The organism is Streptomyces sp. N50, from assembly GCF_033335955.1.
GTDB lineage: Bacteria > Actinomycetota > Actinomycetes > Streptomycetales > Streptomycetaceae > Streptomyces.
In genome coordinates, this window is record NZ_CP137549.1 from 5,076,508 (window position 1) to 5,099,027 (window position 22,520).

Sequence of the window (22,520 nt, forward strand, 5' to 3'; positions counted from 1 at the left end):
CACCTGCACCGTGGCGACGACACGTAGAGGGGAGGAGGTGAAGAGGGCGGGTGGCGACGTACAGCCTGACTGTCCAGCTGACCGCGCAGGCCAACAGCCTGATCTCCGGGCTGCGTTCGGCCGCCGACGCGGCACAGGATCTCGGGCGCCGCACCCGCGACCTCGACCGGCGTCTGGCCCAGCTGGACACCTCCAGCCGTCGTACCGCCCAGCGGATCGACACCCTCGGAACCCGGGCCCGTACGGCAGCAACCCGGCTCGGCGCGCTCGGGACCCGTGGCAGCCAGGCGGGCAGCGGGCTGCGCCGGACGAGCGCCGAGGCAAGCGGGGCCGAGCGCTCCCTCAAGGGCGTGGGAAAGCAGGCCGCCGTGCTGTCCCGGCTTCTCGCCGGCGGGGCACTGATGCTGGGCACCGGGCAGCTGCTGGAGGAGGGCAACCGCTACCAGCGGCAGATGAACGTCTTCTCCGCCGTCACCGGGGCCACGGCCGGACAGATGCAGCGCGCCGCTTGGATGGCCAACCAGCTCGGCGCGGACCTCGAACTGCCGACCACCTCCGCGGCCGATGCCGCCGAAGCCATGGTGGAGCTGGCGAAGGCGGGTTTCCGTACCGACCAGGCGATCAGCGCCACCCGTGCCTCACTCCAACTCGCCGCCGCTGCCGGGGTGAACGCCGCCGACTCCGCGAAGTACCTCGGCGACATCATGGACCAGTTCGGCCTCGGTGCCGACCAGGCCGGACGTGCCGCCGACATCCTCGCCGCCACTGCCAACAACGCCTCCGGCGGCATCATCGACATCTACTACGCGATGCGTTACGCCGGTCCGGTCGCGGCCGGCCTGGGCGTGAGCATGGAGGACGCGGCCTCCGGCGTCGGCATGCTGGGCAAGGCCGGCATCCTCGGCCAGACGGCGGGCACGGCGCTGCGCGGCATGATGGCCAACCTCGCCGCCCCGACCAAGGAGATGAAGGAGGGGCTGGCCTCCCTCGGCATCGAGGCGTGGACGGCGCAGGGCAACTTCAAGGGCCTGCGGTACGTCATCGAGGAACTCTCCCGTTCCCAGCACGAGATGTCGCAGCAGGACTTCACCCAGGCGGTGAAGAAGGCGTTCGGCAAGCCCGCCATGTCCGGTGCGATCGCCATGGCCCACCAGGGCACCGAGTCCTTCGACGCGCTCTCCCTGGCCGTACGGGAGTCCGGCGCGGCCGCGCAGATCACGGCGGCGCGTGGCCAGGGCCTGGCCGGCGCGATGACGCTGCTGGAGAAGCAGACCAGGCAGACCGGCCTCGCGCTGTACGACGCGATGGCCCCGGGCCTGGAGTACGTCGCCCGGCTGATGACCCGCGGTCTGTCGTCCGCCACCCCGTACCTGGTCGCCGCGATCGAGTACGGGCGCGACCTCGCCACCCTGTACGGACCGGAGCTCAGGGACCAGGCGCGGAGCGGTCTCGGCGGGCTGATCGAGGAGGCAGAGCAACTCGTCGGCCCGCTCCGGGAGCTCGACGAGCATGCCTTGGCCTCAGGGCTGAATCTGCTGATCAACGCGGCTCGCATGCTCGGTGACGTGCTCGACAACGCCGCCCAGGGCGTCGAGCCGGTTGCCTCCGCGCTGGGGCTGCTGGGCGTTGAGACGGGCGGAACCGCGAACAGCCTGGACATCCTCGTCGCCGCGGCCAACCTGGCCATGTCCGCGGTCGCCGGGCTCTCCGCCGTGCTCGTTCCGGTCGGGGAGGTGGCCGGCACGCTGGTCCGTGCGTTCGGCGCGTTGCCGGGGCCGGTGCAGACGGCGATCGCCGCGATGTTCCTCGCACGGCGCCTTGCCCCGGTGCTGACCGGGCTCGCCTCGACCGTGAGCGGACGGGTGACCGGCGCGTGGCGGGGCCTCGGTGCGCAGATGCGTGTTCAGCAGACCCTCGCTGCGTCGACAGGCACGTCGATCGGACGGCTTGGAGCTGCTTTCGCCGTCCTCCAGACCCGCATCCCCGTCGTTGGCCAGATGGGCGCCGCTTTCCGCAGCGCGCAAGGCCCGGCCACAGGTCTCACCGGCACGCTCACCGGCATGACCCGGGCCGCGGGCGTCGGCCTGCGCGGTGCGATGTCCGGCCTCGTCGGGTTCATGGGCGGCCCGTGGGGCGTCGCGCTCGTCGGTGTCACACTCGGCCTCGGGCTTCTGGCCTCCCAGCAGCAGAAGGCAGCCCGAGCCGCCGCCGAGCACCGGCAGCGGATCTCCGACCTCGCCCAGTCCCTGCGCGAGTCCAACGGCGCGGTCGACGACAACGTCCGGGCGATCGCCGCCGAGAATCTGATGCAGGAGAAGATCAAGACAACGCTGGACGGTCAGCAGCGTCTGGTCGACGTCGCGCGCAAGGCGAAGGTCCCGCTGTCGGAACTGGTCGACGCCTACACGGAGCAGGGCACCAGCCTGGCCGAACTTCAGCGACGGCTCAAGGCCGTCTCCAAGGAGCACATCGAATGGGTGCTGGACTCCGAAAGCGGCATCGGAGGCGAGGCGTTCGACGTGCAGGGCCGGGCCGCGGACGACCTGCGCCGCGGACTGTCCGGGCTGTCGGGGGACTTCAAGCAGGCGGCGGACGACGCGAAGTCGTACAACGAGGGCGTCCGGGGCGCCGGGACGGGCACGAGCGCGTACGACCGCCTGAAGACCTCGGTCGGTGAACTCGCCGACAAGACCGCCGACGCCGACACCCGCACCCGCGCCCTCAAGGACGCCCTCGACCTGCTCTCCGGCGGCAGCATCTCCCTCCAGGCCGCCGAGGCACGCGTCAACAACGCCGTCCTCGACGTGAACGAGGCCCTGGACAACGGCATCGAGAAGGCCGACGGTTTCGGCAAAGCCCTGCTGAACAGCAACGGCACCCTGAACACGACGACCCGCAACGGCCAGCAGCTCTACCAGTCCCTCACCTCCCTGAGTGACGCGGCCGCCGACGCGTCCGTGTCGGCGTACGCCCTCGCCCAGCAGAACGGGAAATCACTGCCCGAGTCGCTGGCGGCCGCCCGCGCGCAGATGGTCAAGGCGCGGGCGGCCGCGGTCAAGGCCGCCGAGGGCTACGGGCTCACGCGCAAGCAGGCCGATGCGGTGGCCGACAGTCTCGGCCTGCTGCCGTCGAAGGTCTCGCTGCTGCTGGAGACCGAGGGCATGGACTCCACGCTGGCCGATCTCCTCGCCGTACAGGCCGAGTTCGACCGGCTGCCGAAGGCGACCACGATCCGCGTGGACTCGCTCAGCGAGGACGCCCAGAAGAAGCTGAAGGACCTGGGCTTCACCGTGAAGACGGTCCCCGGCACCCGCGAAATCAAGATCACGGCTCCGACGAAGGACGCCCGCAACGCTCTGAAGATTCTCGTCGACGAACTCGCCGCCGTCCCGGGCAACAAGAACATCAAGGTCAGCGCCGCCACCAAGGGCGCCCTCGCCTCCCTGCAGGCGATGCAGGACAAGTTGCGTGCCACGCCGAACGCGAAGACGGTCACGATCAGCGCCCCGACGGCCGCTGCTCGTAAGGCCCTTGAAGACCTCGGATTCAAGATCCGCACTCTCCCGGACGGCAAGGCCGAGGTCACCGTCCCGACCCAGCCATCCCTCACTTCGGTCGCCACCATCCAGAGCGCGATCAACAACATCAGCGGATCCATCATCGGAGTGGGCGTCGCCATCAAGGCCACCTCCTGGGACCGGGACGGCAACGGGGTACCCGACGCCATCCAGGCCCGTGCCCGCGGCGCCGTAGTCGACTACTTCGCCGACGGAGGCGTACGACGCGAGAAGCACGTTGCACAGATCGCCCCCGCCGGCTCGTGGCGGGTGTGGGCCGAGCCGGAGACGCAGGGCGAGGCGTACGTGCCGCTCGCGGTGAGCAAGCGACCGCGCAGCAAGGCCATCGTCGGTGAGGTCGTCCGGCGCTTCGGCGGTGACGTCAGCTGGCACGCGGACGGCGGTCTGTCCGGCTGGTCCTACGACCCCTCCAGCGCAAGCGAGTTGATCTCGGTGTCGTCGATCCGGTCGGACTCGATGCGCACGGTGAAGAGGAAGGGCAAGGAGGTCGAGATCTTCGACCTGGTCCTGTTCGAGAAGAACCTCGACAAGGCGTCGAAGAAGGCCGCCGCCTGGCGCGGGAACCTCGCCACCGTCGCCCGACGTGCCGGTCAGGACGTCGCCGACGCCCTGGAGGCCATGGGCGAGGACGGCGTGGAACTCACCCGCAAGATGGCCACCGGCAGCTCCAAGTACGTCAAGGAGATGACGAAGGACCTGGAACGGCTGGGCGTTGTCGCCAAGGACACCCTGTCCGGCTTCACCAGCCAGCTGAAGGCTGCGGTGAAGGACCAGAAGGTGTTCGAGGCGAACCTCACGAAGCTGTCCGCGATGGGCTACACGGACCTGGCGACGATGCTCGCGGTGCAGGGCGACACGGACGCCGAAACCCTCGCCGCCGAGGCCGTGAAGGACAACAAGAAGGCGAAGAACGCCAACGACGCCGCGAAGGCCGCCGCCAAGACCCTGGCCACCGAGGACCTGGCCGACCTGCTCACCATCATCGGCGCGATCAAGACCAGCACCACCGGTATCCACAAGGTCGCTGACAGCACCGGTCTTGAGGAGGACCGGATCATCGAGGTCGCGGACCTCGGACAGTCCCGCATCAGGTCCGCGCTCGGTTCCCGTGCCACCCGCTTCCTCGCCGATCTCGCCAAGGCGAACAAGGGCCTGGCGTACGCGAACGGCGGCGTGTGGGAGCCCGGCGTCTACTCCTCACCCACCGCGCTGATCAAGTTCGTGGAGGCAGACACCGGAGGCGAGGCGTTCATCCCGCTGGCCGCGTCCAAGCGCGCCTCGGCGACCGCCGTACTCGGTGATGTCGCGGGCCGCTTCGGACTCCAACTCGCCCCAGATACACGGGACTCAGCGCCAATCCGCACGGTGGACGCGCACCCTGCCGGCAACGTCCAGGTCGTCGTGGTCCGCGAGCAGCAACCGCTGATCGGCTCCATGCCCGTCACCGTCTCGTCCACCTCCGCCACCCCGCAGCAGCTCGGCGCCGAAGTGATGCGCCGCCTGCGCAACGCCCAGCGGGGAGGGCGGCTGTGATGCCCGAACTCATGGACTGGCAGATCGAGTTGGCCGGAGTCCTCCTCGGACCCGGAACGGACATCCTCGTCGGCGAAGTCGAAGGACTGGGCGCACCCGATCTTCGTACCCAGGATGTGGAAAACCCTGTGGACGACGGGGCGTTCGCCGGGATCGACCTGTACGGGCCGCGCACCATCCGTATTGAAGCGGGCATCCGCACGCCGGCCAACCCGGCACGCGCCCTTGACCTCCTCGCCCAGCTGCAGCGCGCCGCGAACGACCCCACCGTACGCAGGACGGTCGGCGCCGATGCGGTGCTGCGACTGCGTTGGCCCGGCCGGACGACCCGTCGACTGTACGGGCGGCTGCGCCACGTCGAGGCCACCAGCACCGCGAACGCCCTGCATGGCTGGATCCCGCTGGACATCGAGTTCGCGGCCCTCGACCCGCGCTTCCACGCCGACGACGCCTCCACCCTGACCCTGGCGCTCTCCGCCGACGGCCTTGGCGGCTTCCGCGCCCCGCTCGTCGCGCCACTGACCACGGGCGTCGCCTTCCCCGACGAGCGCCGCGGTTGGATGACCAACGACGGCGACCTCCCCGCGTGGCCGTCGCTGCGGATCACCGGCCCGTGCGCCAACCCCCGTATCCGGCATGTCGAGTCGGGCCAGGTCATCGAGCTGGCCGTCGCGCTCGGCAGCGGACAGCACATCGACATCGAAACTCGCCCCGGCACCCGCTGGGCACTGCGCGACGGCACCGGGAACCTCGCCCCCGCCCTCTCCCCGGCCTCCCGCCTGGACACCTTCACCATCCCGCCCGGCACCAGCGAACTGTGGTGGACCGCCCGCGACTACACCAACACCACCCGGCTGGCCGTGACCTGGCGCGCGGCCTACGCCGCCCTGTGAACTGGAGGACGTACGACGTGACGTTGATCAACCCGCCACTGCTCACCCACGGCGGCACCCACGCCGCCCGCGCCTTCCGGATGATGGTCCGCGACCTCGCGCGCGGCTCGCAGGGCGTCACCGAGGGCAACGACCTGAAGGTCAGCCAGCTCGCAACTCCCGGCGCGGGCACGCGAGTTGGTGACGGCTCCGCAGTCGTACGTGGGGCTGCGTGGGGCCAGGGCTCCTACACCCAGTACAACGTCGGCGACGCCACCGTCCCCGTCGCCCCCACCGGTGCGGGCGCCCGCTCCGATCTCCTCGTGCTCCGTGTCGAGGATCCCGAGTACGAGGGCACCCGCGACCCGGAGAAGGACGAGATCGGCTACTTCCACGTGGTCTCCAACGTCTCCGCCACGACCACCGCCGTGCCGTCAGGGATGACCGCCGTCGCGCTGGCCCGTCTGGACATCCCGGCCAACACCTCCGTCATCACCACCGCGATGATCAGCGATCTGCGGTCCATCGCCAACCCTCGCCGCGACCGCAGGCTCTACACAGCGTTCCCCGGCTCGCTGTCCCGCCTCGTCTACCAGGACGACAAGTGGCACACCTGGCCAGGCGCGGCGACGTGGAAGGTGCCGGTGCCGTCCTGGGCCGTCACCGCCAAGCTCGTCACCACGTTCGCCGGGCTGCGGATGGACAGCGCCGACGTCTACGCCCGCATGCAGCAGGTCCTCGGCACCGTGCAGGGCCAGGACACCGCCATCGACGACGACCAGGGCAACAACACCCGGCGCAGCACGATCGTCCTCGCCGACAGCCTGACCATCCCGGCAGCCCTGCGCGGCACCACTCAAACCCTGTACGTCCAGACCTACATGAGCAAGAGCGTGACCGGAAACCTCGGCGTCGACGCCGCCACCAGCCTCATCGCGGACATCGAGTTCACCGAGGGCGTGGTGTGACGGCGTGCCGGCCTACCGCTACCAGACCCGCCACGCCCTCACCGGCGACCTGCTCGCGGCCGATCTCCCGCTGTCCGACGTCGAGTTCGGACTCGCACTCAACGCGGCGGGCGACTTCTCCGCCACCCTCGCCCCGCACTTCGCCCACCTGCTCCCGGCCCAACTCGACCCCGGCAACACGGTGTTGACCGCCGAACGCGATCGCACGCTGCTGTGGGGCGGGCTGATCTGGCGAGCCGAACCCCAGGGCGGCTCGTATCCGATCGAGGCCGCCGGATGGGGCAGCTACCTCCACCGCCGCCACGACGCCCACGGCAACCTCGCCGGGCGCGGCCCGTACACCTACGCCGACCCCTGCCAGGTCATCCGCGACACCTGGGCCTACGCCCAGTCCCAGCCCGACGGCGACCTCGGCGTCACCGTGGACACGACCACCAGCAAGGCCAAGGCCGGCACCCCGGCCGAGCCGTACCGCACCGACTGGTGGGAGGCCCCCGTCCTCGGCCAGGTCGTCGACGACATGACCGCGACCGACGGCGGCCCGGAGTGGACCGAGACCACTGACCGGAGTGCGGACAGAGCCCTCGGCCGTATCCGGCTCGGCTGGCCCCGCCTCGGCGCCCGCCGCACCGACATCGGCTTCGCCTCCGGCACCAACGTCGCCACCACCGTCCCCGTCGTCTACGACGCCGACGCCTCCGCCCAGGTCGTCATCGCGCTGGGCGCGGGCGAAGGACGCAGCCGCCGCCGCGCCGTCGACGCGATCCGCAACGGCCGCCTGCGTCTGGAACACGTCCTCGAAGCCCCGGCCGAGAAGTCCAACGACCTCCTCGCCGCCCGCGCCCGCACCGAACGCATCGCCCGCCAGATCCTCGGCGAAGTCACCGAGATCCAGGTCATCGACCACCCGGCCGCCCCGATCGGCTCCTGGCAGATCGGCGACGACGTCCGCGTCTCCCTCCACGACCAGTGGAGCGACTTCGACGGCTGGTGCCGCATCACCGGCTGGACCATCCGCCCGCCTCAGGGCGACGCCCCCGAACGCGTCACCCTGCAGCTCGCCCGCGCCGACCGCTTCACCTACGGGAGCTGACCGTGGCCGACGGCCTCAGCCAACTCGCCGCCCGGCTGGCCGACTTGGAGCACCGCTACACCCAACTGGCGCGCACCTCCCGCCTCGCGTACTCCTCCATCGAGGACGGAGCGGTCGAGGTGTACGACGCCGGCGGTTCATTGCGCGCTGTGATCGGCCAGCAGCCGGACGGCACCAGCGGCATTAACGCCGTTAACGCTCCGCCCCCGCCGACACCGTCCGCGCCTCAGGTGGAGCCGGTCCTGAACGGCGTGCGCATCACCTGGGACGGCGCCTTCACCGACGCGGACGCCACACCGCTGGACCTCTCCCGTGTCCAGGTGCACCTGCTGACCTCGGCGGATGCCGAGCCGGACGTGATGTGGCCCGCGGCCACCATCGAGGCCGCCTCCGGCGCGTCGGTGACCATCGCGACCAACTACTACGCCCCGATCTGGGTGCGCCTGATCGCGGTCAACACCTCGGGCACTCCCAGCCTGCCCTCCGTGACCGTCCAGACCACCGCGCGCCGGGCCGCCGCCGCGGACGTCGGGACCGGTGTCATCCAGCAGGGCCACATCGCCGTGGGCGCCATCATCACCCCACACCTGGCGGTCGGCTCGGTCACCCCCGACCAGATCGCCGTCGGGCAGGGCACCAACATCATCCCCGACCCGGGCTTCGAGGGCGCCGTCATCGCTGCGGCGATCGCCTCAGCGGGCGCCCCGTGGTCGCTGGCTCGCGGCAACCGCACCGGCGTTGGCGTCCGCACGGACTGCCTGGCCGACACCCCCACCTACTTCACCCTGCCGCTGGCCGCCGTCCCCGTACTCGCGGGCACCCAGCTCTACTTGGCCGTCGACATCCTCCCCTCCGACGACCTGAACGCCACCGGCGTGAAGATCCTCGCCCGGTGGGAGAACGCCGCCGGGACAGTCCTTGGCTACGGCGTGGTGGAGACGACCGCCCCGGTATCCGGTATGTGGCAGCGCATCACCGGCCAGGTCGCCGCCCCGCAGGGCACTACACAGGCCGTGCTGTGCCTGGAAGCCTCTGCCGCCACGGCCGGCTGGGTGGTGTTCGACAACGCCGAAGCCCACCAGATCTTCGGGCGGGTCACCGGCGGCGCCCGCGCAGAGGTCGGCCCCCAGGGAGTACGCCTCTTCGACGAGACTGGCGAGGAGGCCGTGTCCCTGGTCACCGGGGAGCCCCAGTACCTGACCCTGCGCAGCGACGGCCAACCGGTGGCGACGATCGACACCGACGGTAGTGCCGGCTTCAACGACGTCAACGTCGCAGGCGAACTGACCGTCGGCGGGGAACCCGTCACCGAGCTGCTGGGCGCCGGACCTAAGGGCGTCATCGCCCGCGCCCATCCCGGCTCCACGGTCACCGCGACCGGCAGCGAGATGGGCTACTTCGAGCTGCCGTTCACCGCCGAGGCCGGCCGCCTGTACCGGGTGGGATTCCGGGCGACCGCGGATCTCGACACCGCCACCGACGGCGAGATCCGCCTCTACCTGCGCGATGGAGGCACCGCGAGGCCGACGATCACGTCCACCCTGCGGGAGACCTCCATCCACACACCCGCGCAGACCGGCCGCTTCCAGCAGGTCGAACTGGAACACATCACCAGCTCCACCACGCTGGGCACCGGCCTGCACCGGCTCCTGCTCTCCTTCGAGAACTCCGGAGGCAGCACCGGGCAGACCCTCGAACTCGGCCTGACCACCACCGGCCGCACGAACGTCTTCTACGTCGAGGACACCGGCCCTGAACTACCGCTGACCGGCGGCTACAACACGGGCGGCGGCACGGCCGACGACCCGGTGCAGACGTATACGAAGACGTACGCGTGCTCGTGGTCCGGTTCGTATGCGAACCGCTCGGGCTACAACGCCTACTACGGCACCTACTGCATGCAGGGCTACTACTCCGCGAACAACGGGGTGCAGTCGAGCCTTATGGGCTTTCCCGCTGTCCTGGCCACCGACTTGGCCGGCGCGAAAATCGAAAAGGCTGAGGTGTACCTGTACTTCGACCACTGGTACTACGCATCCGGCGGCAAGGCGGCCATCCGGGCGCACAAACACGCCTCCCGGCCGACGAAGTTCTCCTGCGACACCGAAGCGCAGACCATCACCTGGAAACGCAACCAGGGCAAGTGGGTCGACATCAGCGCCGTCTTCGACTCCACCACCTGGCGGGGCATCGCGCTGGACCCCAACACCACCGACAGGACCTACTACGGGCGGGCCCGTGGGTACGGGCAGACGTACCCGCCGCGGCTGCGCGTGACCTACACCAAGTAGCGAAGGAGCGGTCGCGCTGTGCCCACGTACGGAGACCTCGTCGTCAACGGATCCTTCACCGACGGGACAACCGGCTGGTGGTCGGGCAGCACCGACATGGTCACCATCGCCGCCGGAACGGCCGGCCTGGAGGCGACCGCGAGCACGGACGCGGCGAACCTGTGGGACGCGGTGTTCGGACAGGACGGCATCACCCTGCGCCCGGGCTGCCGCTACACCCTGTCCTTCACGGCCCGCGCCTCGCAGGACGGCACCGTTATGGCCGCGAAGGTCGGCATGGATGTCGACCCGTGGACGGCGGTCGTGGAGAAGCAGCTCAGCGTGCCGGCGGTGGACACGCACTTCGTGTTCTCCTTCACCTCGACCATGGCGACCTCCGGACAAGTGTCCTTCCAGTTCGGGCAGTCCAGCCCTGTCACCATCCACCTCACCGAAGTCCGGCTGACCTGCTCGACCCCGAGCGAGGGCTTCTACACCGACCCGGACTCCAACGCCGCCAAGTGGCTGCTCGCCAACCCGGACGACCCGCGCGCCCAGAAGATCCAGCGGTCCATCGCCCGGCGCCCCGCCGCCCGCTGGTTCGGCGACTGGAACACGGACATCAAGGCCGACCTGGATGCATACGTCGCGGCCGCGGCCGCTCAGGGCCAGATGCCCATCGTCGCCCTGTACAACATGTTCAACCGGGACAACGGCGGCCAGAGCTCGGGCGGTTCGGCCTCCCCGGACGCCTACCAGGCGTGGATCGACGCCGCCGTGGCCGGCATCGGCGACCGGCCCGTCCTCGTCGTCCTCGAACCCGACTTGCTGGCCCAGCTCGGCAACCTACCCAGTGACTCGGCTTGCGCCGAGCGCACCACCCTGGCCGCCTACGCCGCGCGTGCCCTCGCCACGCTGCCCGAAACCACCGTCTACCTCGACGGGGGAAACCCGACCTGGATCCGCCCGCCGGAGATGGCCGCCCGTCTGAAGGACGCCGGCGTCGCGCAGGTGCGAGGCTTCGCCGTCAACGTCGCCAACTTCGACTCCGTCGACGTCTGTTGCACCTACGCCACCCAGATCACCACGGAACTGGCCCGCCTCGGTGTCCCCGGCACCGGGTTCGTGGTGGACACCTCCCGGAACGGCAACGGTGCCATGGACGCCGAAGGCCAGCACGTCGACTGGTGCAACCCGGCAGGCCGCCGCCTGGGCGTCCCCAGCTCGATCGGCGTCGGAGGCGCCGACTTCCTGCTGTGGATCAAGGTTCCGGGTGACTCGGACGGATCGTGTGGGGTCGGTCAGGGCACCCCTGCTGGGACCTTCTCGCCGTATCTGGCGGAGCGGCTGGTCGACGGCTCGTAACGCCTCAGGATGTCGGCCATCACACTTGAGGATCCGCTTGAGGGCCTGTCTCATGTCGTAAACCTCCTGCCACGGGACGGACGCCGCCGCAGGAGCGCCTGTAGGAGGACACGTACTCAAAGGGAAGTGGCGGCCGGCGTAAGGGAGCTGGGCCGCTGCAAGCAACACCACCTACCGCGTTCATGCACTGCGGTACGTAGCTTCCCCTGAAGACGAGGCAATTCTCTTCACGTAGTGCGACTATGCGCGTACATGCCGTGAGATAGGTCCGGCGTGAGGGGGATGCATGCGCGCAGGTCGAGGTGTCATATTCGGGGGCGGTACCGCATCGGCGGCCATCGCGGCCTTGGTACTGCTCTTTGGAGCCGCGGGGTGCGGCTCTGCGGGTGGGTCGCCCGGAGGAGATCCGTACGGGGGCGGGACGACGCCGGGAGCAAATGTGTCAGGGTCGGACACCCCCGGTCAGGGTAGCGGGGGTTCATCAGCGTCAGCAGTCGGCCAAGGCGGCGGGAGCACGAACGACGGCTCCGGCGGCGGGGATCCCGGCATCCCGCCCGTGGTACCACCGCCGACGTACACAGGACCGACCACGCCTGGTCCGGGCCTCAGCGGCACCCCAACGAATCCTCCCCCCTCCTGCACACCCACCCCGCCCGAGGGTCAGGATTGCCCGCCGTCTCCGGAGGTATCCGACAGCAGCGTGTCGCCCGAGGGAACCTGACGGAATGGCTGACAGTCGGCTCCAAGGCAGCGCGGATCCTGCTCCGCCCAATACTCAGCCGCGCCGCCCACGTCCCCGAAGACGAGTGGTTCAACAGGGCCCGGCACCTGCCCGCGCGGACGCTCCACAAGGGGGTCCGTCGGCATCTCCAAACCCTGGGACCAACGCCGACAATCCGCTGGAGCTCGTGAACTCGGCCACCGGAGTCGCGTCGTTCGTCGGTGCGTTGATGCTGTACGCGGGCTACATCTACACCCACTCATACTTTGGCTACTTTCACCTGGACAGCTTCGGCGTGGGATTCGACACCTTCGAACTGATCGTCCGCAGCCTGCGACTCGCCACCCTGCCGGCCCTCGAAGTGCTTGCCCTTGCCCTGCTGGTACCCCGGCTCCCGCAGTTGCTGATGTCCCTTCACGTCCCCGAACACCACGTCCGTCGCCTGCAGAGCGCCGGACGCTCGGTGGCACGGGCCTATCTTGCCCTCGTCATCGCCGGGGTCGTTCTCATGCTCCTGTGGCGATGGATCCAGCCGTTCGGCTGGACGGCCCCGCTCCTCGTGGCGGCTGGGTTACTCCTCGGCCGTACCGAGGCCGCCAACTCGTCCGGGCAGCCCAGAGAACCGGCATGGCACCGCGCCGCATCATTCCTGGTAGCAGGACTCTTCCTGATCTGGGTCGTCGCACTGGTCGCAGGACAACTCGGCACCCAGGACGCACGGAACGATGCCGACCAGCTCGTGCGGCGCGTCTCCGTCGTCGTGCTCAGTACCGACCGGCTCAGCATCGCCCCGCCGGGTCCGAAGGTTGAGGATCTGGGCAAGGACGCGCACTACCGATATCGCTATACCGGTCTTCGCCTGCTGGTCGAGCGCGACCACGTCTACTACCTGCTCCCGCTCGGTTGGAAGAAGGACATCGATCCGACCTACGTCATCGAGGACGACGACAGCATCCGCATCGAACTGAGACCTGGTACGCAACCGCGCATTTGAGCGAAACTCGCACGTGCGCACCGCGATCTGGTGCATCCAGCAGGCGCGGCCAGTTAGACTCCCGCGCCCGGGTGACCCTCCGCCCGCGCCACGGTCTTCAAGCGGCTCACGATGCGTTTGAGTTGAGGGACCGCCGGTCGGCTGCCGGCGCTGCTCAACTCCACGGAGGCGCGGGGGAGAAAGCGTCACGACGTGGCTCAGCCACTGTCCGCAGACCAGTTCCTCGCCGTCCTGAAGAAGTCCGGTGTCCGCGTCGTCGAGCACGGCAGCTGGCGCACCCACAACCGCAACCACAAGGGCGCTTGGGGTCCGGTCCACGGCGTCATGATCCACCACACCGGCCCGTACTCCACCGAGGCCGGCATGGTCGAGCTCTGCCGCACCGGCTACACCTCGCTCCCCGGCCCGCTCTGCCACGGCGTCATCGACCGCTCCGGCACCGTCCACCTCGTCGGCTACGGCCGCGCCAACCACGCCGGTTCGGGAGACGACGACGTCCTGAACGCCGTCATCGCCGAGAAGGACCTGCCGACCGACAACGAGGCCAACACCGACGGCAACCCGCACTTCTACGGCTTCGAATGCATCAACACCGGCGGCGGCCAGAACTGGCCGGAAGCCCAGCTGGACGCGATGCACAAGGTGAGCGCGGCACTCTGCCGTGCCCATGGCTGGTCCGCGAAGTCGGTGATCGCCCACAAGGAGTGGCAGCCCGGCAAGCCGGACCCCGCCGGCATCACGATGTCCGACTTCCGCACCGCCGTGGCGAAGCTCGTCGGCGAGAGCCCGACGACCAGCAGCGGTTCGTCCAAGCCGTCCGGCTCCCCGTCCGACACGGAAACGCCGGGGTACGCCCCGTTCCCCGGCGCGGACTACTTCCGCACCGGGCGCCGCTCGGCCCTCGTCACCTCAATGGGCAAGCGGCTCGTCGCCGAGGGCTGCGGCAAGTACGGCACGGGCCCCGGCCCGCGCTGGACCGACGCCGACCGCCGCTCGTACGCAGCCTGGCAGCGCAAGCTCGGCTACTCCGGCGAAGACGCCAACGGCATCCCCGGAGCCACGAGTTGGGCCAAGCTCCGCGTCCCCAAACCTTGACCCGTCAGCGAGAGGAACACCACCACCATGGCCACGACCACCGGCACCCCCAAGCTGCTCGCCGACATCGTCGAGCGCACCGTCCTCACCTACGTCGAGGCGTTCCTCGGTCTCCTCCTGGCGACCGGCACGACCGACATCGTCAACCTCTCCACCCTCGAGTCCGCCGCCATCGCCGCGATCCCCGCCGGCCTGGCCGTCGCCAAGGGCGCTGTTGGCACTCTCCTCGGCCGCGCCGGGACCGCCTCCTGGCTCCCGGCGAGAACCGACCCCGCATCCACGCCCACGATCAACTGACGACAGGAGCTGCGCCATGCCCGACGGAGAGGTCGCCCTTGAACTGGCCGAGCTCCGCCGCGCCCTCGAAGTCGGGCTGGCGCGGATCGACGGCCAACTCGCCCTGATCGCCCAGCGATCCGACCAGATCGACAAGGCCGTCGAGGAACTCGATGACAGGGTCACCGCCCTCGAACGCGCCCGCTGGCCCCTGCCGACCATCGGCGTACTGACCAGCCTCGCAGCGCTCGGACTCGCCGCCTGGTCGGCGCTCGGCCACTGACCCACCGGACCACAGCGAAAGGGCAACGGAATGAACATGTTGTCCTCGGCCATGAGGTCCCACAGCCATAGCCCGCTGCTGTCTCCGAGATGCCTGGGAGGCTGCAACTATGCTTGATGCGTCAAGTCTGTTCTATGGATCGGCGAGCGCGGAGGCATCGGTGGCAGAGAAGCGGTTCCCCTACCTGCTGGGACACGGGGAGATCGCGTCCCTCTACGGAGTGGAACGGCAGACCTCGCAGCTCTGGAAGACGCGTGGCGTCCTGGGTGATCCGGATGCCGTGATCTCCGGGAACCCGTACTGGCTCCTGCCGACCGTCCTCAAGCTGGCCCAGGACGGTGCGCGTGAGGTCCTGGACGAGCGACTCAAGGACTACAAGTCCGGGATCGAGGGCGGCTACCTCGTCCAGGACGCCGAGGAGCTTCCGCACATCGTCGGTCTGAAGGAGATCCCCTGGATCTTCGGCAAGAAGTACATGGACGTCTACCAGTGGCGGGTGCGGGGGAGCTTCGTACCGGAGGACGCGACCATCTCCGGGTCGCCGCTGTGGCTGCTGGAGACGGTGCTGAGCTACGCCGTGGGACATGGCCGGACCATCGTGCCGGGCGGTGTGAAGCGGATCGAGGCCGGCGAGCGCGAGCAGATCAAGCCCCGCGGCCGCAAGCCCCCGGTCGAGCCGAAGCCCACCCCGCCGCCGCTGCCAGAGGCGCGGACGTTCCGTGCGGGGGAGCACTCCGCGGAGGATGTTGCCGCGTTCGCGGCGGAGCTGTTGGACGCCGGCATCTCGCTGTCTGTGCGGCCGAAGCGATAGCGGAGACAGGAACGAGGCGGGGTGGTTCCGGCACGACCCCGGAACCACCCCGCGGCGCTGTGTGCGCTACGCCGTGGCGCGGGCCTGCTGCCAGCGAGCAGCGTTCACCTTGTCGAAGTGGTAGAACGCCTCGGCTTGGAAGGTAGAGGCGGCGTCGGTGCCCCACTCCCACTTCATCGGCCAGTTGCCGCGCTCGTAGTGCGCGTGCAAGTGCCGGGTGAATGCGGACAGGGCGCCCTTGATCTGGCCGCGGTCGAAATCGAGACGCTCTACGACGGCGGTGGTGCTGTACGAGCGCTCTGGCTCCTCGGCTAGAAGGTCGAGCAGTGCCGCGACGCGCTGGACCGAAGGAAGCTTCGTCGTGATCAGAGACTTGAAGTCCTCAACAGTCCACTCGACCACGGGCCAGGTGCCATCCGGGTCGGAGCCCTGGGTGCCCCCCGGCAGTGGGTTGTTCGTCTCGCCCTCCTTCAGATCGAGTTCGGCGAGGAGGGCGTAGACGCGAGTGACGTGCTGAGCGGGTACGGGCACGGAGATGAACTGCTGGTTCTGCGACACGGTTCCCCCAACTTTGCGTAACAGACAGTCTGTTGACATGCATCAATCTGGCAGACGGATTCAGTGACTGTCTAGTGGATGATTGACTCTGTCTTCTTTTCTATGACTTGGAGTGGTCGGCCAGCGGGCGAGGTGCACCGAGGGAGCCGCGGCGGTGTGGGGGTGCCAATCCGGCTCCACGGCCTTTAAGGTGTGGCTCAACATGTGTCGAGACGGTTAAGTAGCATATTCGGGGGTGGGTTGTGTATCGACAGGTGGAACTCCCACTGGAGTTCGGGGAGCGAGTGTGCGGCGAGGGAGATGTCGAGCCGTCGCTGGACGACCTGTTCGAGGACTTCCATGCCGAGCATCCCTGGGTGTACGAGGCGCTGGAGCGCCTCACCGTTCAGTGGGTTGCGGCCGGCGGTGGGCGGATCGGCGTCAAGGCGCTGTTCGAGCAACTGCGCTGGCTGGCGCCGGAAATCACGGACGGCGAACCGTTCCAGCTGAACAACAACTTCACCTCCCGCTATGCGCGCCTGCTCCGCGCGGGCCATCCGGAGTGGCGCGACGTGTTCGAGCTGCGCCGCCTGCGTAGCGGCGACCTCGAGATGCGACAGTCGACACTTGACGGCGAGTGTCAAGTGGAATAGATTTATATCAGCTTCAATCTGTCCTCAACCTATGTTGAGACGGTTGAGTGTCTTGTTAGGGGAACAAGTTGCTTGGAGGGGATGTGGCCGATGCTCCGGTCACCTGGCTCGCGATCCGTGAGGACCAGAAGGCGTTCGAGGACCAGCAGTTGCGCGCGCTGCGCGCGGCGTTTCCGGACCTGGCGGAAGCCAGTCCGGCTCAGCTGGGGATCTTCTTCCACTACTGCAAGGCGTCCGGGCTCGATCCGTTCGGCCGCCAGATCTACATGATCAAGCGCAAGTCCCGCGGGGAGATCCGCTGGACCATCCAGACCGGCATCGACGGCTATCGGCTCATCGCTCGCCGCGCCGCCGACCACGCCGGACAGCCCCTCGGCTACGAGGACTTCATCTGGTACGACGCCGAAGGCGGCGAGCACACCGTATGGCTGCGCGACGAACCTCCGGCCGCTTGCCGGGCGGTCCTGTGGCGCGGAGACTCCCGCTTCCCGGCCGTCGCCCACTGGCGCGAGTACGCGCCGAAGGTCTGGGACTACGAGTCCCAGGAGTACAAGCTCGGCGGACTGTGGCCGCAGATGCCGGCCAGTCAGCTCAGCAAGGTCGCAGAAGCCCTCGCCCTGCGTCGCGCCTGCCCGACGGACCTGTCCGGGCTGCACGTGGACGAGGAGATGCACGCCGCGGATGCGGCCGAATCCCGCGAGCACGTTCAAGTCGCCGCGGCTCGGCTGCGTACCCCTGGCGAGAAGCCGTCCACCCAGCAGCCGGAGACGACGGCTGCCTCGGAGGCCGCCGTCGTGGACGCCGAAGTCGTCGAACCGGCCGCCGCATTGGAGAAGCAGGATCAGCACAGTGGCGGGCGGGCGCAGGAAACCGAGACCGCCGTTCCCGTCGATCCGCGGGGCGAGTTGGAAGAAGTACGCGGCACCGTCCGCGAGGTCGCGAAGCGGCTCGGCATCGGATTCGACGCGGTCAACGAGCGCAGCTTCGACGACTTCGGCGTCTCCTTCCAGGACGCCAACCCCGAACAACTCCAGGAACTCGCCGAGTCGCTCATCGGGGCCCCCGAACCGCAGGAAACGACGGAGGCCGTCGCCCCCGGCGGACGTCGATCCGCGGCCTCCCGTACACGCACACCAGCGAAGAAGAGCGCCGCCAAGAAAACGACCGCCCGTACGCCGTCACGCACCAAGTCGGCCCGCAGCAACGCGAATTAGCCGCCCGCCGCCCCGACAGGCGGCCCACCAGAGTGCGAGAACACCATGTCCATCGACCCCGGCGCGATCACCGTCCCCGACCTGTGGAAGGGCGCCCACCGCGACGACCGCGCCCGGCCCCGTTCCCGTCAGCGCCTCCTCGGCCCGTCCTCGGTCGGCTTGTGCAGACGTCGCGCCGCCTACGAGGTTCACGGCACCTGGCCGACCGACCTCGACGACAACATGCACGCCGCGATCCTCGGCACCTGGCTCCACGAGGGCATCCTCCGGGTGCTCGCCGAGCAGTACGGCGCCCACACCGAGCTCGAACTCACCAACGGCGTCATCCTCGGCCACGCCGACGCCTACTGGGCCCCGGACGGGGACACCCCCGGCGTTGTCGAGGACGTCAAGACCAAGTCGACCCGCGCCCTGGACCTCGTCGTACGCCAAGGGCCCAGTCGGCACGAGTGGTTCCAAGTCCACCTGTACGCCCACCTGTTGCGCACCGGCGGGCTGGCGGAACACCCGGACCTGCCCACCGGGCGGCCCCTGCCGGTCGACGCGGTCCGGCTGCGCTACGTCGGTCGCGAGTACGGGCAGGTCGTCGTTCACCAGCGCGTGTACGACGAGGACATCACGAAGCAGGCGCTCGCCTGGGCCGAGGACGTCATGGAGAGCGCCGAGCCGGAGGCCATGCCGCGCGACCTCGACGGACCCGGTCTGTCGATCATCTGCGACAACTGCCCGTTCAAGAGTGCCTGTTGGAACCTCGACCAGCTCGCCGACGACGGCCGCGCCCCACAGACCATCCTCGCCGAGGACACCGCGGGGATCACCGAGGCCCTGCGTGCCTACGCGGACGCCGCCGAGGTCGAGAGCGCCGCGAAAAAGCGCAAGGCCAAGGCTCGCAAGACCCTGGACGCGGCCGACCCCGGTACGTACGGCGACTTCAAGCTCTCCTGGTCCGGCGGCAACCCCCGCCCGCCCGAGCCCGACCCCGCCGCGATGATCCGCATCATCGAGGGCCTCAGCCTCGACATCCCGATGAAGTCCGGCGGCCGCACCTCGCGCACCATCGGCGTCTCGCGCGCCCCCGAGTCGACCTGACCCACCTCGCCTGTCACCGGGGCCCGCACCCGCGCCTGCCGGCTCCGGTACTCGGCGATCTCGCACACCACTTCAGCGCCGTCCCACGGAGGGGATTCCCATGTCCACACCCACCTTGCGCGAGCGCCTCGCGGACATCCTGTCCCAGGTGTACGACGACCGGCCCGTCGTCGAACCCGAGCCCACCGAAGCCGCGCCGCACTACCGCGCGGCCGGCGCTGTCCTCGCTGTTCTGCCGCTGTACGAGACGGATGCTTCAGGCCGGCCGGGTGACGCTCCCACCCGCATCGCGGAGGCGATGAACGTCCTCGCCGCGCACGAAGGCGGCGACTCTCTCGAACTGACGCTGCGGCTGGCGGCGGTTCTCGACGGCTCACCGCTGCCCCTCGACCTCTCCGAAGTGGAGCCGCCGAGGCCGCTGACCGCCGATCGCATCCGCACGCGACTCGAAGAGCGGTTGATCGCCAACTGGCCGCGAATGAACCACGCGGGCTACGCGCACGACATTGCCGACTCGCTCATGAACGACATTCTGCTGATCGTCACCGAGCTGCAGGACCAGGCATCCGGCTGGCGCGGCCAAGTGGACAGAACGATCGAGGCCCGCGACCAGGCCCGTGCCCTCGCCGCCACCCTGGAGGAGATCACGGCGGAGGCGACGCGTCTCCTGCGGGACGGCGAGTACGGCAGTGCCCTCGCCGTACTGCAGAGCGACGGACAGCCGCTCGGCCCTTGCTGCGTCCCGTTGGGGGAGCAGAGTTGAGCATCGAGGCCGTGGCCTGGGCGTTCAAGCAGAAGATCCCCAACCCGGGTGCGAAACTCGTCCTGTTGGCACTCTGCGACTACGCGGACGAAGCCTGGTCCTGCTTCCCCGGGCAGGAGACCCTCGCGGACAAGACCAGTCAGGGCGAGCGCACCGTACGACGACACCTGGACCGGTTGGAGCAACACGGCTTCATCGTCAGCCGCGCCCGCTTCGTTGAAGGGCGCCGTACCAGCAACCGCTACACGATCCACAGCCCCCGTCCCGCGGTGCCTCCGCCCGCCGCCTCCCCGCCGACTCCACCTGCGCCCGAAGCGCCGCCGGACGAAGACGACATTCCCTCCTACATCTCCGAACCAACTGAAAAGGAGACAGAGCAGGCGGCCAACATGGCCACCGGTCAGATAGACCACCGGCCAGATGCGGCGGAGGAACCGGCCAGTCTGGCCGGGGAACCGTCAGATAACCACCAGAGAAACAACCCCCTACCCCCGGCGGACGATAACGGCCGCAGCGGGACCGATGACACCGGGGGAGCGGGCGCCGAGAACGACGTTGGTGCAAGGAGCGGGGGCTGTGCAGCCCACCCGCACGCTCCCGCTGCCAACTGCCGGGGCTGCGGCACCAATCCGCGCGGCCGTCAGGCCGCTGCGGCTGCCCAGGAGAAGCAGGCGAAGGTCGACCGTGGCCGCGACGGCGACCGCCAGTGGTTCGAGCAGCAGCGTGCGCGCCGCGACCAGGTGGCGCGCCAGGAAGCCCAGGGGGCTCTGGACGGCCCCCGCAGGGCCGCCCGCGATGCCCTTCAGAGTGGTCGCGAGCGCCGCGGAAGCCCTCGCCCGCCGAATAAATAACACTTGACTGAGAGTGATCGTGAATGATAAAATGATATCAGATCAATTGGGAAACGCCCTCAGCTTCGGAGGTTTTGGCCGGTGTTCACCTTCCTTACTCCAGCCCAGCGGGACGCCCTGAATGCCAGCCTCGCCGCACGCGGTGTCACCGACGCCCAGTTCGTGCAGGCGCAAGCGTTGGCCAAGGAGATGGGTGAGCGGCTGGCCCGCACCTGCGGCGACGTCCTCGGCCGCCCCGTCGAGCCGCTCGACTTCGTGCGCGACATCCTTGGCGTCGAGGGCGCCGGTCGGCTGCTGGTGTGTGCGCTGCGTGAGGTCACGGGCCGCCCGGACCTGTACCGCGACGCGCTCTGACCTGCGCGTGTTTCTTCCTGCCTCCGACATGTGTGGAGGCAATGCAGGAACTCTCCGGTGTGTGCCGGGTGAGGTTACGACCAGAGTGCGAGGAGCACGATGAACATCACCCGCATCGCCGCGATAGTCGTCGCCGCCCATGTCCTCGGCGCACCCACCAGGCGCCAGGAGACCGGCGGCCGCACCGTGCGCGTGCTGAGCCTGCGCGGCGAGCAGTTCGGCCAGGTCTGCGACTTCACCCTCGACGACGGCCACCGCCGATGGCGGCTGGAGACGGTCACCGACAACCACGGCATCGACACCGTGGGCCGCACCCTCGGCAAGCGCCTGTCCGCACGCCTCGACGCCCTGCATGCCCAGGCCGTCGAGCACTTCACCCAGCGCCCCACCGCCGAATAGCCCGCCCGCGTCGGGCCCCGGCCGGGGCCCGACGCCAACAGAGGGAGAGAGAAGTGGACCAGTCCACACGCGAACAGCTCTTGTACGCGGAGGCCGCCAAGCACGGTGTCAGCCGCGACCAGATCCATCGGGCCGTCAGCATCATCGCCGCCGTGCAGCGCCGCGACCGTCAGGACTACCGCACCAACTTCGGCGGAGAGCTGACCCCCGACCGGTGGCTCGCCGGCTACGGCGTCGCGGGTTTCGAGGACCTGTGCGCCAAGGCCGCCCAGGAGGCGGGGCTCGGCGACGACAACAGCGTCCTGATCATGAGGATCGTCTCCGCAATTGCCCCCAGGCCCGAACTGCGTGACGACGACCGGCCAGTCCATTTCTGGGCCCGCCCCCTCGCCGACCCGTCCGAGGCGGAGTTCCCGGCCTACCGGGTCACCTACGACGACCCCAAGGCGGAGATCAGTACCGGCTTCGACTGGTCCGGCGCGCTCCTGCGCACCACGCTCCGCGCCTCCGCCATCACCAGCTCCGGCGCCGCCAGCCTGGAGGAGTCCACCGGCCTCATCGTCTTCACCGACCCCCACCTGCCCGGCGCCTACATCGCCCGCCCCGCCCCCAAGCGCGCCCGGCCCGTCTGCGTCCGGTGCGCCCAGTGGGAGGGCGAGCACACCCTTCACGAACGCTTCGGCGCCTGCCCGCAGTTCACCACTACCGCGGCCGACCAGCCGACCGCCGTGCCTGTGCCCCCGCCGGTGCCCACGCCCGTGTCGTAGAGCAACCGAGCCACCGTCCGGGGCCGCGCCGATA

The 22,520-nt window shown here is 69.3% G+C and carries 20 protein-coding genes; 19 read left to right on the top strand and 1 reads right to left on the bottom strand.

Translation table 11 applies throughout. The annotated features are described in order from the left end of the window. The first annotated feature begins 50 nt into the window (after positions 1-50). From R2B38_RS22685 to R2B38_RS22735, 11 genes are all read left to right on the top strand, one after another. Positions 51-5,111 carry a phage tail tape measure protein gene (locus R2B38_RS22685; protein WP_318017889.1) on the top strand — a complete coding sequence of 1,687 codons (5,061 nt, stop codon included), beginning with the start codon at positions 51-53 and terminating at the stop codon, positions 5,109-5,111. Then, the gene (locus R2B38_RS22690) at positions 5,111-6,004 is read left to right on the top strand and encodes a hypothetical protein (RefSeq protein ID WP_318017890.1); all 894 of its coding nucleotides are present in this window, start codon (positions 5,111-5,113) and stop codon (positions 6,002-6,004) included. Before R2B38_RS22685 ends, R2B38_RS22690 begins: the two co-directional genes overlap by 1 nt. A 17-nt stretch (positions 6,005-6,021) precedes the next feature. Beyond that, a complete protein-coding gene (locus R2B38_RS22695; RefSeq protein WP_318017891.1) occupies positions 6,022-6,951 on the top strand; it encodes a hypothetical protein in 930 nt (309 codons plus the stop codon). 4 nt (positions 6,952-6,955) lie between these two features. Then, on the top strand, positions 6,956-8,044 hold the full coding sequence (locus tag R2B38_RS22700) for a hypothetical protein (protein ID WP_318017892.1): 1,089 nt from the start codon (positions 6,956-6,958) through the stop codon (positions 8,042-8,044). A 2-nt stretch (positions 8,045-8,046) separates the two neighbouring features. Next, the gene (locus R2B38_RS22705) at positions 8,047-10,335 is read left to right on the top strand and encodes a hypothetical protein (protein ID WP_318017893.1); all 2,289 of its coding nucleotides are present in this window, start codon (positions 8,047-8,049) and stop codon (positions 10,333-10,335) included. A gap of 18 nt (positions 10,336-10,353) precedes the next feature. Beyond that, positions 10,354-11,679 carry a glycoside hydrolase family 6 protein gene (locus R2B38_RS22710; protein ID WP_318017894.1) on the top strand — a complete coding sequence of 442 codons (1,326 nt, stop codon included), beginning with the start codon at positions 10,354-10,356 and terminating at the stop codon, positions 11,677-11,679. Positions 11,680-12,587: 908 nt separating this feature from the next. Continuing rightward, complete coding sequence (locus tag R2B38_RS22715; RefSeq protein WP_318017895.1) at positions 12,588-13,394, top strand: hypothetical protein; 807 nt, start codon at positions 12,588-12,590, stop codon at positions 13,392-13,394. Between the two features lie 192 nt (positions 13,395-13,586). Continuing rightward, entirely contained in the window at positions 13,587-14,489 is a 903-nt protein-coding gene (locus tag R2B38_RS22720) for a peptidoglycan-binding protein (RefSeq protein ID WP_318017896.1), read from the top strand. Positions 14,490-14,516: 27 nt separating this feature from the next. Then, entirely contained in the window at positions 14,517-14,786 is a 270-nt protein-coding gene (locus R2B38_RS22725; protein WP_318017897.1) for a hypothetical protein, read from the top strand. Between the two features lie 16 nt (positions 14,787-14,802). Continuing rightward, positions 14,803-15,048 carry a hypothetical protein gene (locus R2B38_RS22730; RefSeq protein ID WP_318017898.1) on the top strand — a complete coding sequence of 82 codons (246 nt, stop codon included), beginning with the start codon at positions 14,803-14,805 and terminating at the stop codon, positions 15,046-15,048. 160 nt (positions 15,049-15,208) lie between these two features. Then, entirely contained in the window at positions 15,209-15,859 is a 651-nt protein-coding gene (locus R2B38_RS22735) for a hypothetical protein (protein WP_318017899.1), read from the top strand. Between the two features lie 66 nt (positions 15,860-15,925). On the opposite strand, the gene R2B38_RS22740 is transcribed toward R2B38_RS22735, so the two are convergent. Beyond that, positions 15,926-16,417, bottom strand: a complete 492-nt coding sequence (locus R2B38_RS22740; RefSeq protein WP_318017900.1) for a hypothetical protein — start codon at positions 16,415-16,417, stop codon at positions 15,926-15,928. Positions 16,418-16,671: 254 nt separating this feature from the next. On the opposite strand from R2B38_RS22740, the gene R2B38_RS22745 reads away from it, so the two are divergent. The 8 genes from R2B38_RS22745 to R2B38_RS22780 all read left to right on the top strand — a co-directional run bounded on the left by R2B38_RS22745 (position 16,672) and on the right by R2B38_RS22780 (position 22,486). Beyond that, positions 16,672-17,049, top strand: coding sequence for a hypothetical protein (locus R2B38_RS22745; protein ID WP_318017901.1), 378 nt, complete (start codon positions 16,672-16,674; stop codon positions 17,047-17,049). An 83-nt stretch (positions 17,050-17,132) separates the two neighbouring features. Beyond that, positions 17,133-18,263 carry a phage recombination protein Bet gene (bet, locus tag R2B38_RS22750; protein WP_318017902.1) on the top strand — a complete coding sequence of 377 codons (1,131 nt, stop codon included), beginning with the start codon at positions 17,133-17,135 and terminating at the stop codon, positions 18,261-18,263. A gap of 45 nt (positions 18,264-18,308) precedes the next feature. Then, a complete protein-coding gene (locus R2B38_RS22755; RefSeq protein WP_318017903.1) occupies positions 18,309-19,352 on the top strand; it encodes a PD-(D/E)XK nuclease family protein in 1,044 nt (347 codons plus the stop codon). A 100-nt stretch (positions 19,353-19,452) separates the two neighbouring features. Then, positions 19,453-20,115, top strand: coding sequence for a hypothetical protein (locus R2B38_RS22760; protein ID WP_318017904.1), 663 nt, complete (start codon positions 19,453-19,455; stop codon positions 20,113-20,115). Beyond that, positions 20,112-20,966 carry a helix-turn-helix domain-containing protein gene (locus tag R2B38_RS22765; protein ID WP_318017905.1) on the top strand — a complete coding sequence of 285 codons (855 nt, stop codon included), beginning with the start codon at positions 20,112-20,114 and terminating at the stop codon, positions 20,964-20,966. The genes R2B38_RS22760 and R2B38_RS22765 overlap by 4 nt, the downstream gene beginning before the upstream one ends. Before the next feature lie 81 nt (positions 20,967-21,047). Beyond that, the gene (locus R2B38_RS22770) at positions 21,048-21,320 is read left to right on the top strand and encodes a hypothetical protein (protein ID WP_318017906.1); all 273 of its coding nucleotides are present in this window, start codon (positions 21,048-21,050) and stop codon (positions 21,318-21,320) included. Between the two features lie 99 nt (positions 21,321-21,419). After that, positions 21,420-21,719, top strand: a complete 300-nt coding sequence (locus R2B38_RS22775) for a hypothetical protein (protein ID WP_318017907.1) — start codon at positions 21,420-21,422, stop codon at positions 21,717-21,719. Between the two features lie 53 nt (positions 21,720-21,772). Continuing rightward, positions 21,773-22,486, top strand: coding sequence for a hypothetical protein (locus R2B38_RS22780; protein ID WP_318017908.1), 714 nt, complete (start codon positions 21,773-21,775; stop codon positions 22,484-22,486). Positions 22,487-22,520 lie beyond the last annotated feature (34 nt).

Coding starts and splice junctions, on each gene's coding strand:
- R2B38_RS22775 (WP_318017907.1), top strand. CDS start 21,420: ATGAACATCACCCGCATCGCCGCGATAGTCGTCGCCGCCCATGTCCTC.
- R2B38_RS22760 (WP_318017904.1), top strand. CDS start 19,453: ATGTCCACACCCACCTTGCGCGAGCGCCTCGCGGACATCCTGTCCCAG.
- R2B38_RS22755 (WP_318017903.1), top strand. CDS start 18,309: ATGTCCATCGACCCCGGCGCGATCACCGTCCCCGACCTGTGGAAGGGC.
- R2B38_RS22725 (WP_318017897.1), top strand. CDS start 14,517: ATGGCCACGACCACCGGCACCCCCAAGCTGCTCGCCGACATCGTCGAG.
- R2B38_RS22690 (WP_318017890.1), top strand. CDS start 5,111: ATGCCCGAACTCATGGACTGGCAGATCGAGTTGGCCGGAGTCCTCCTC.
- R2B38_RS22730 (WP_318017898.1), top strand. CDS start 14,803: ATGCCCGACGGAGAGGTCGCCCTTGAACTGGCCGAGCTCCGCCGCGCC.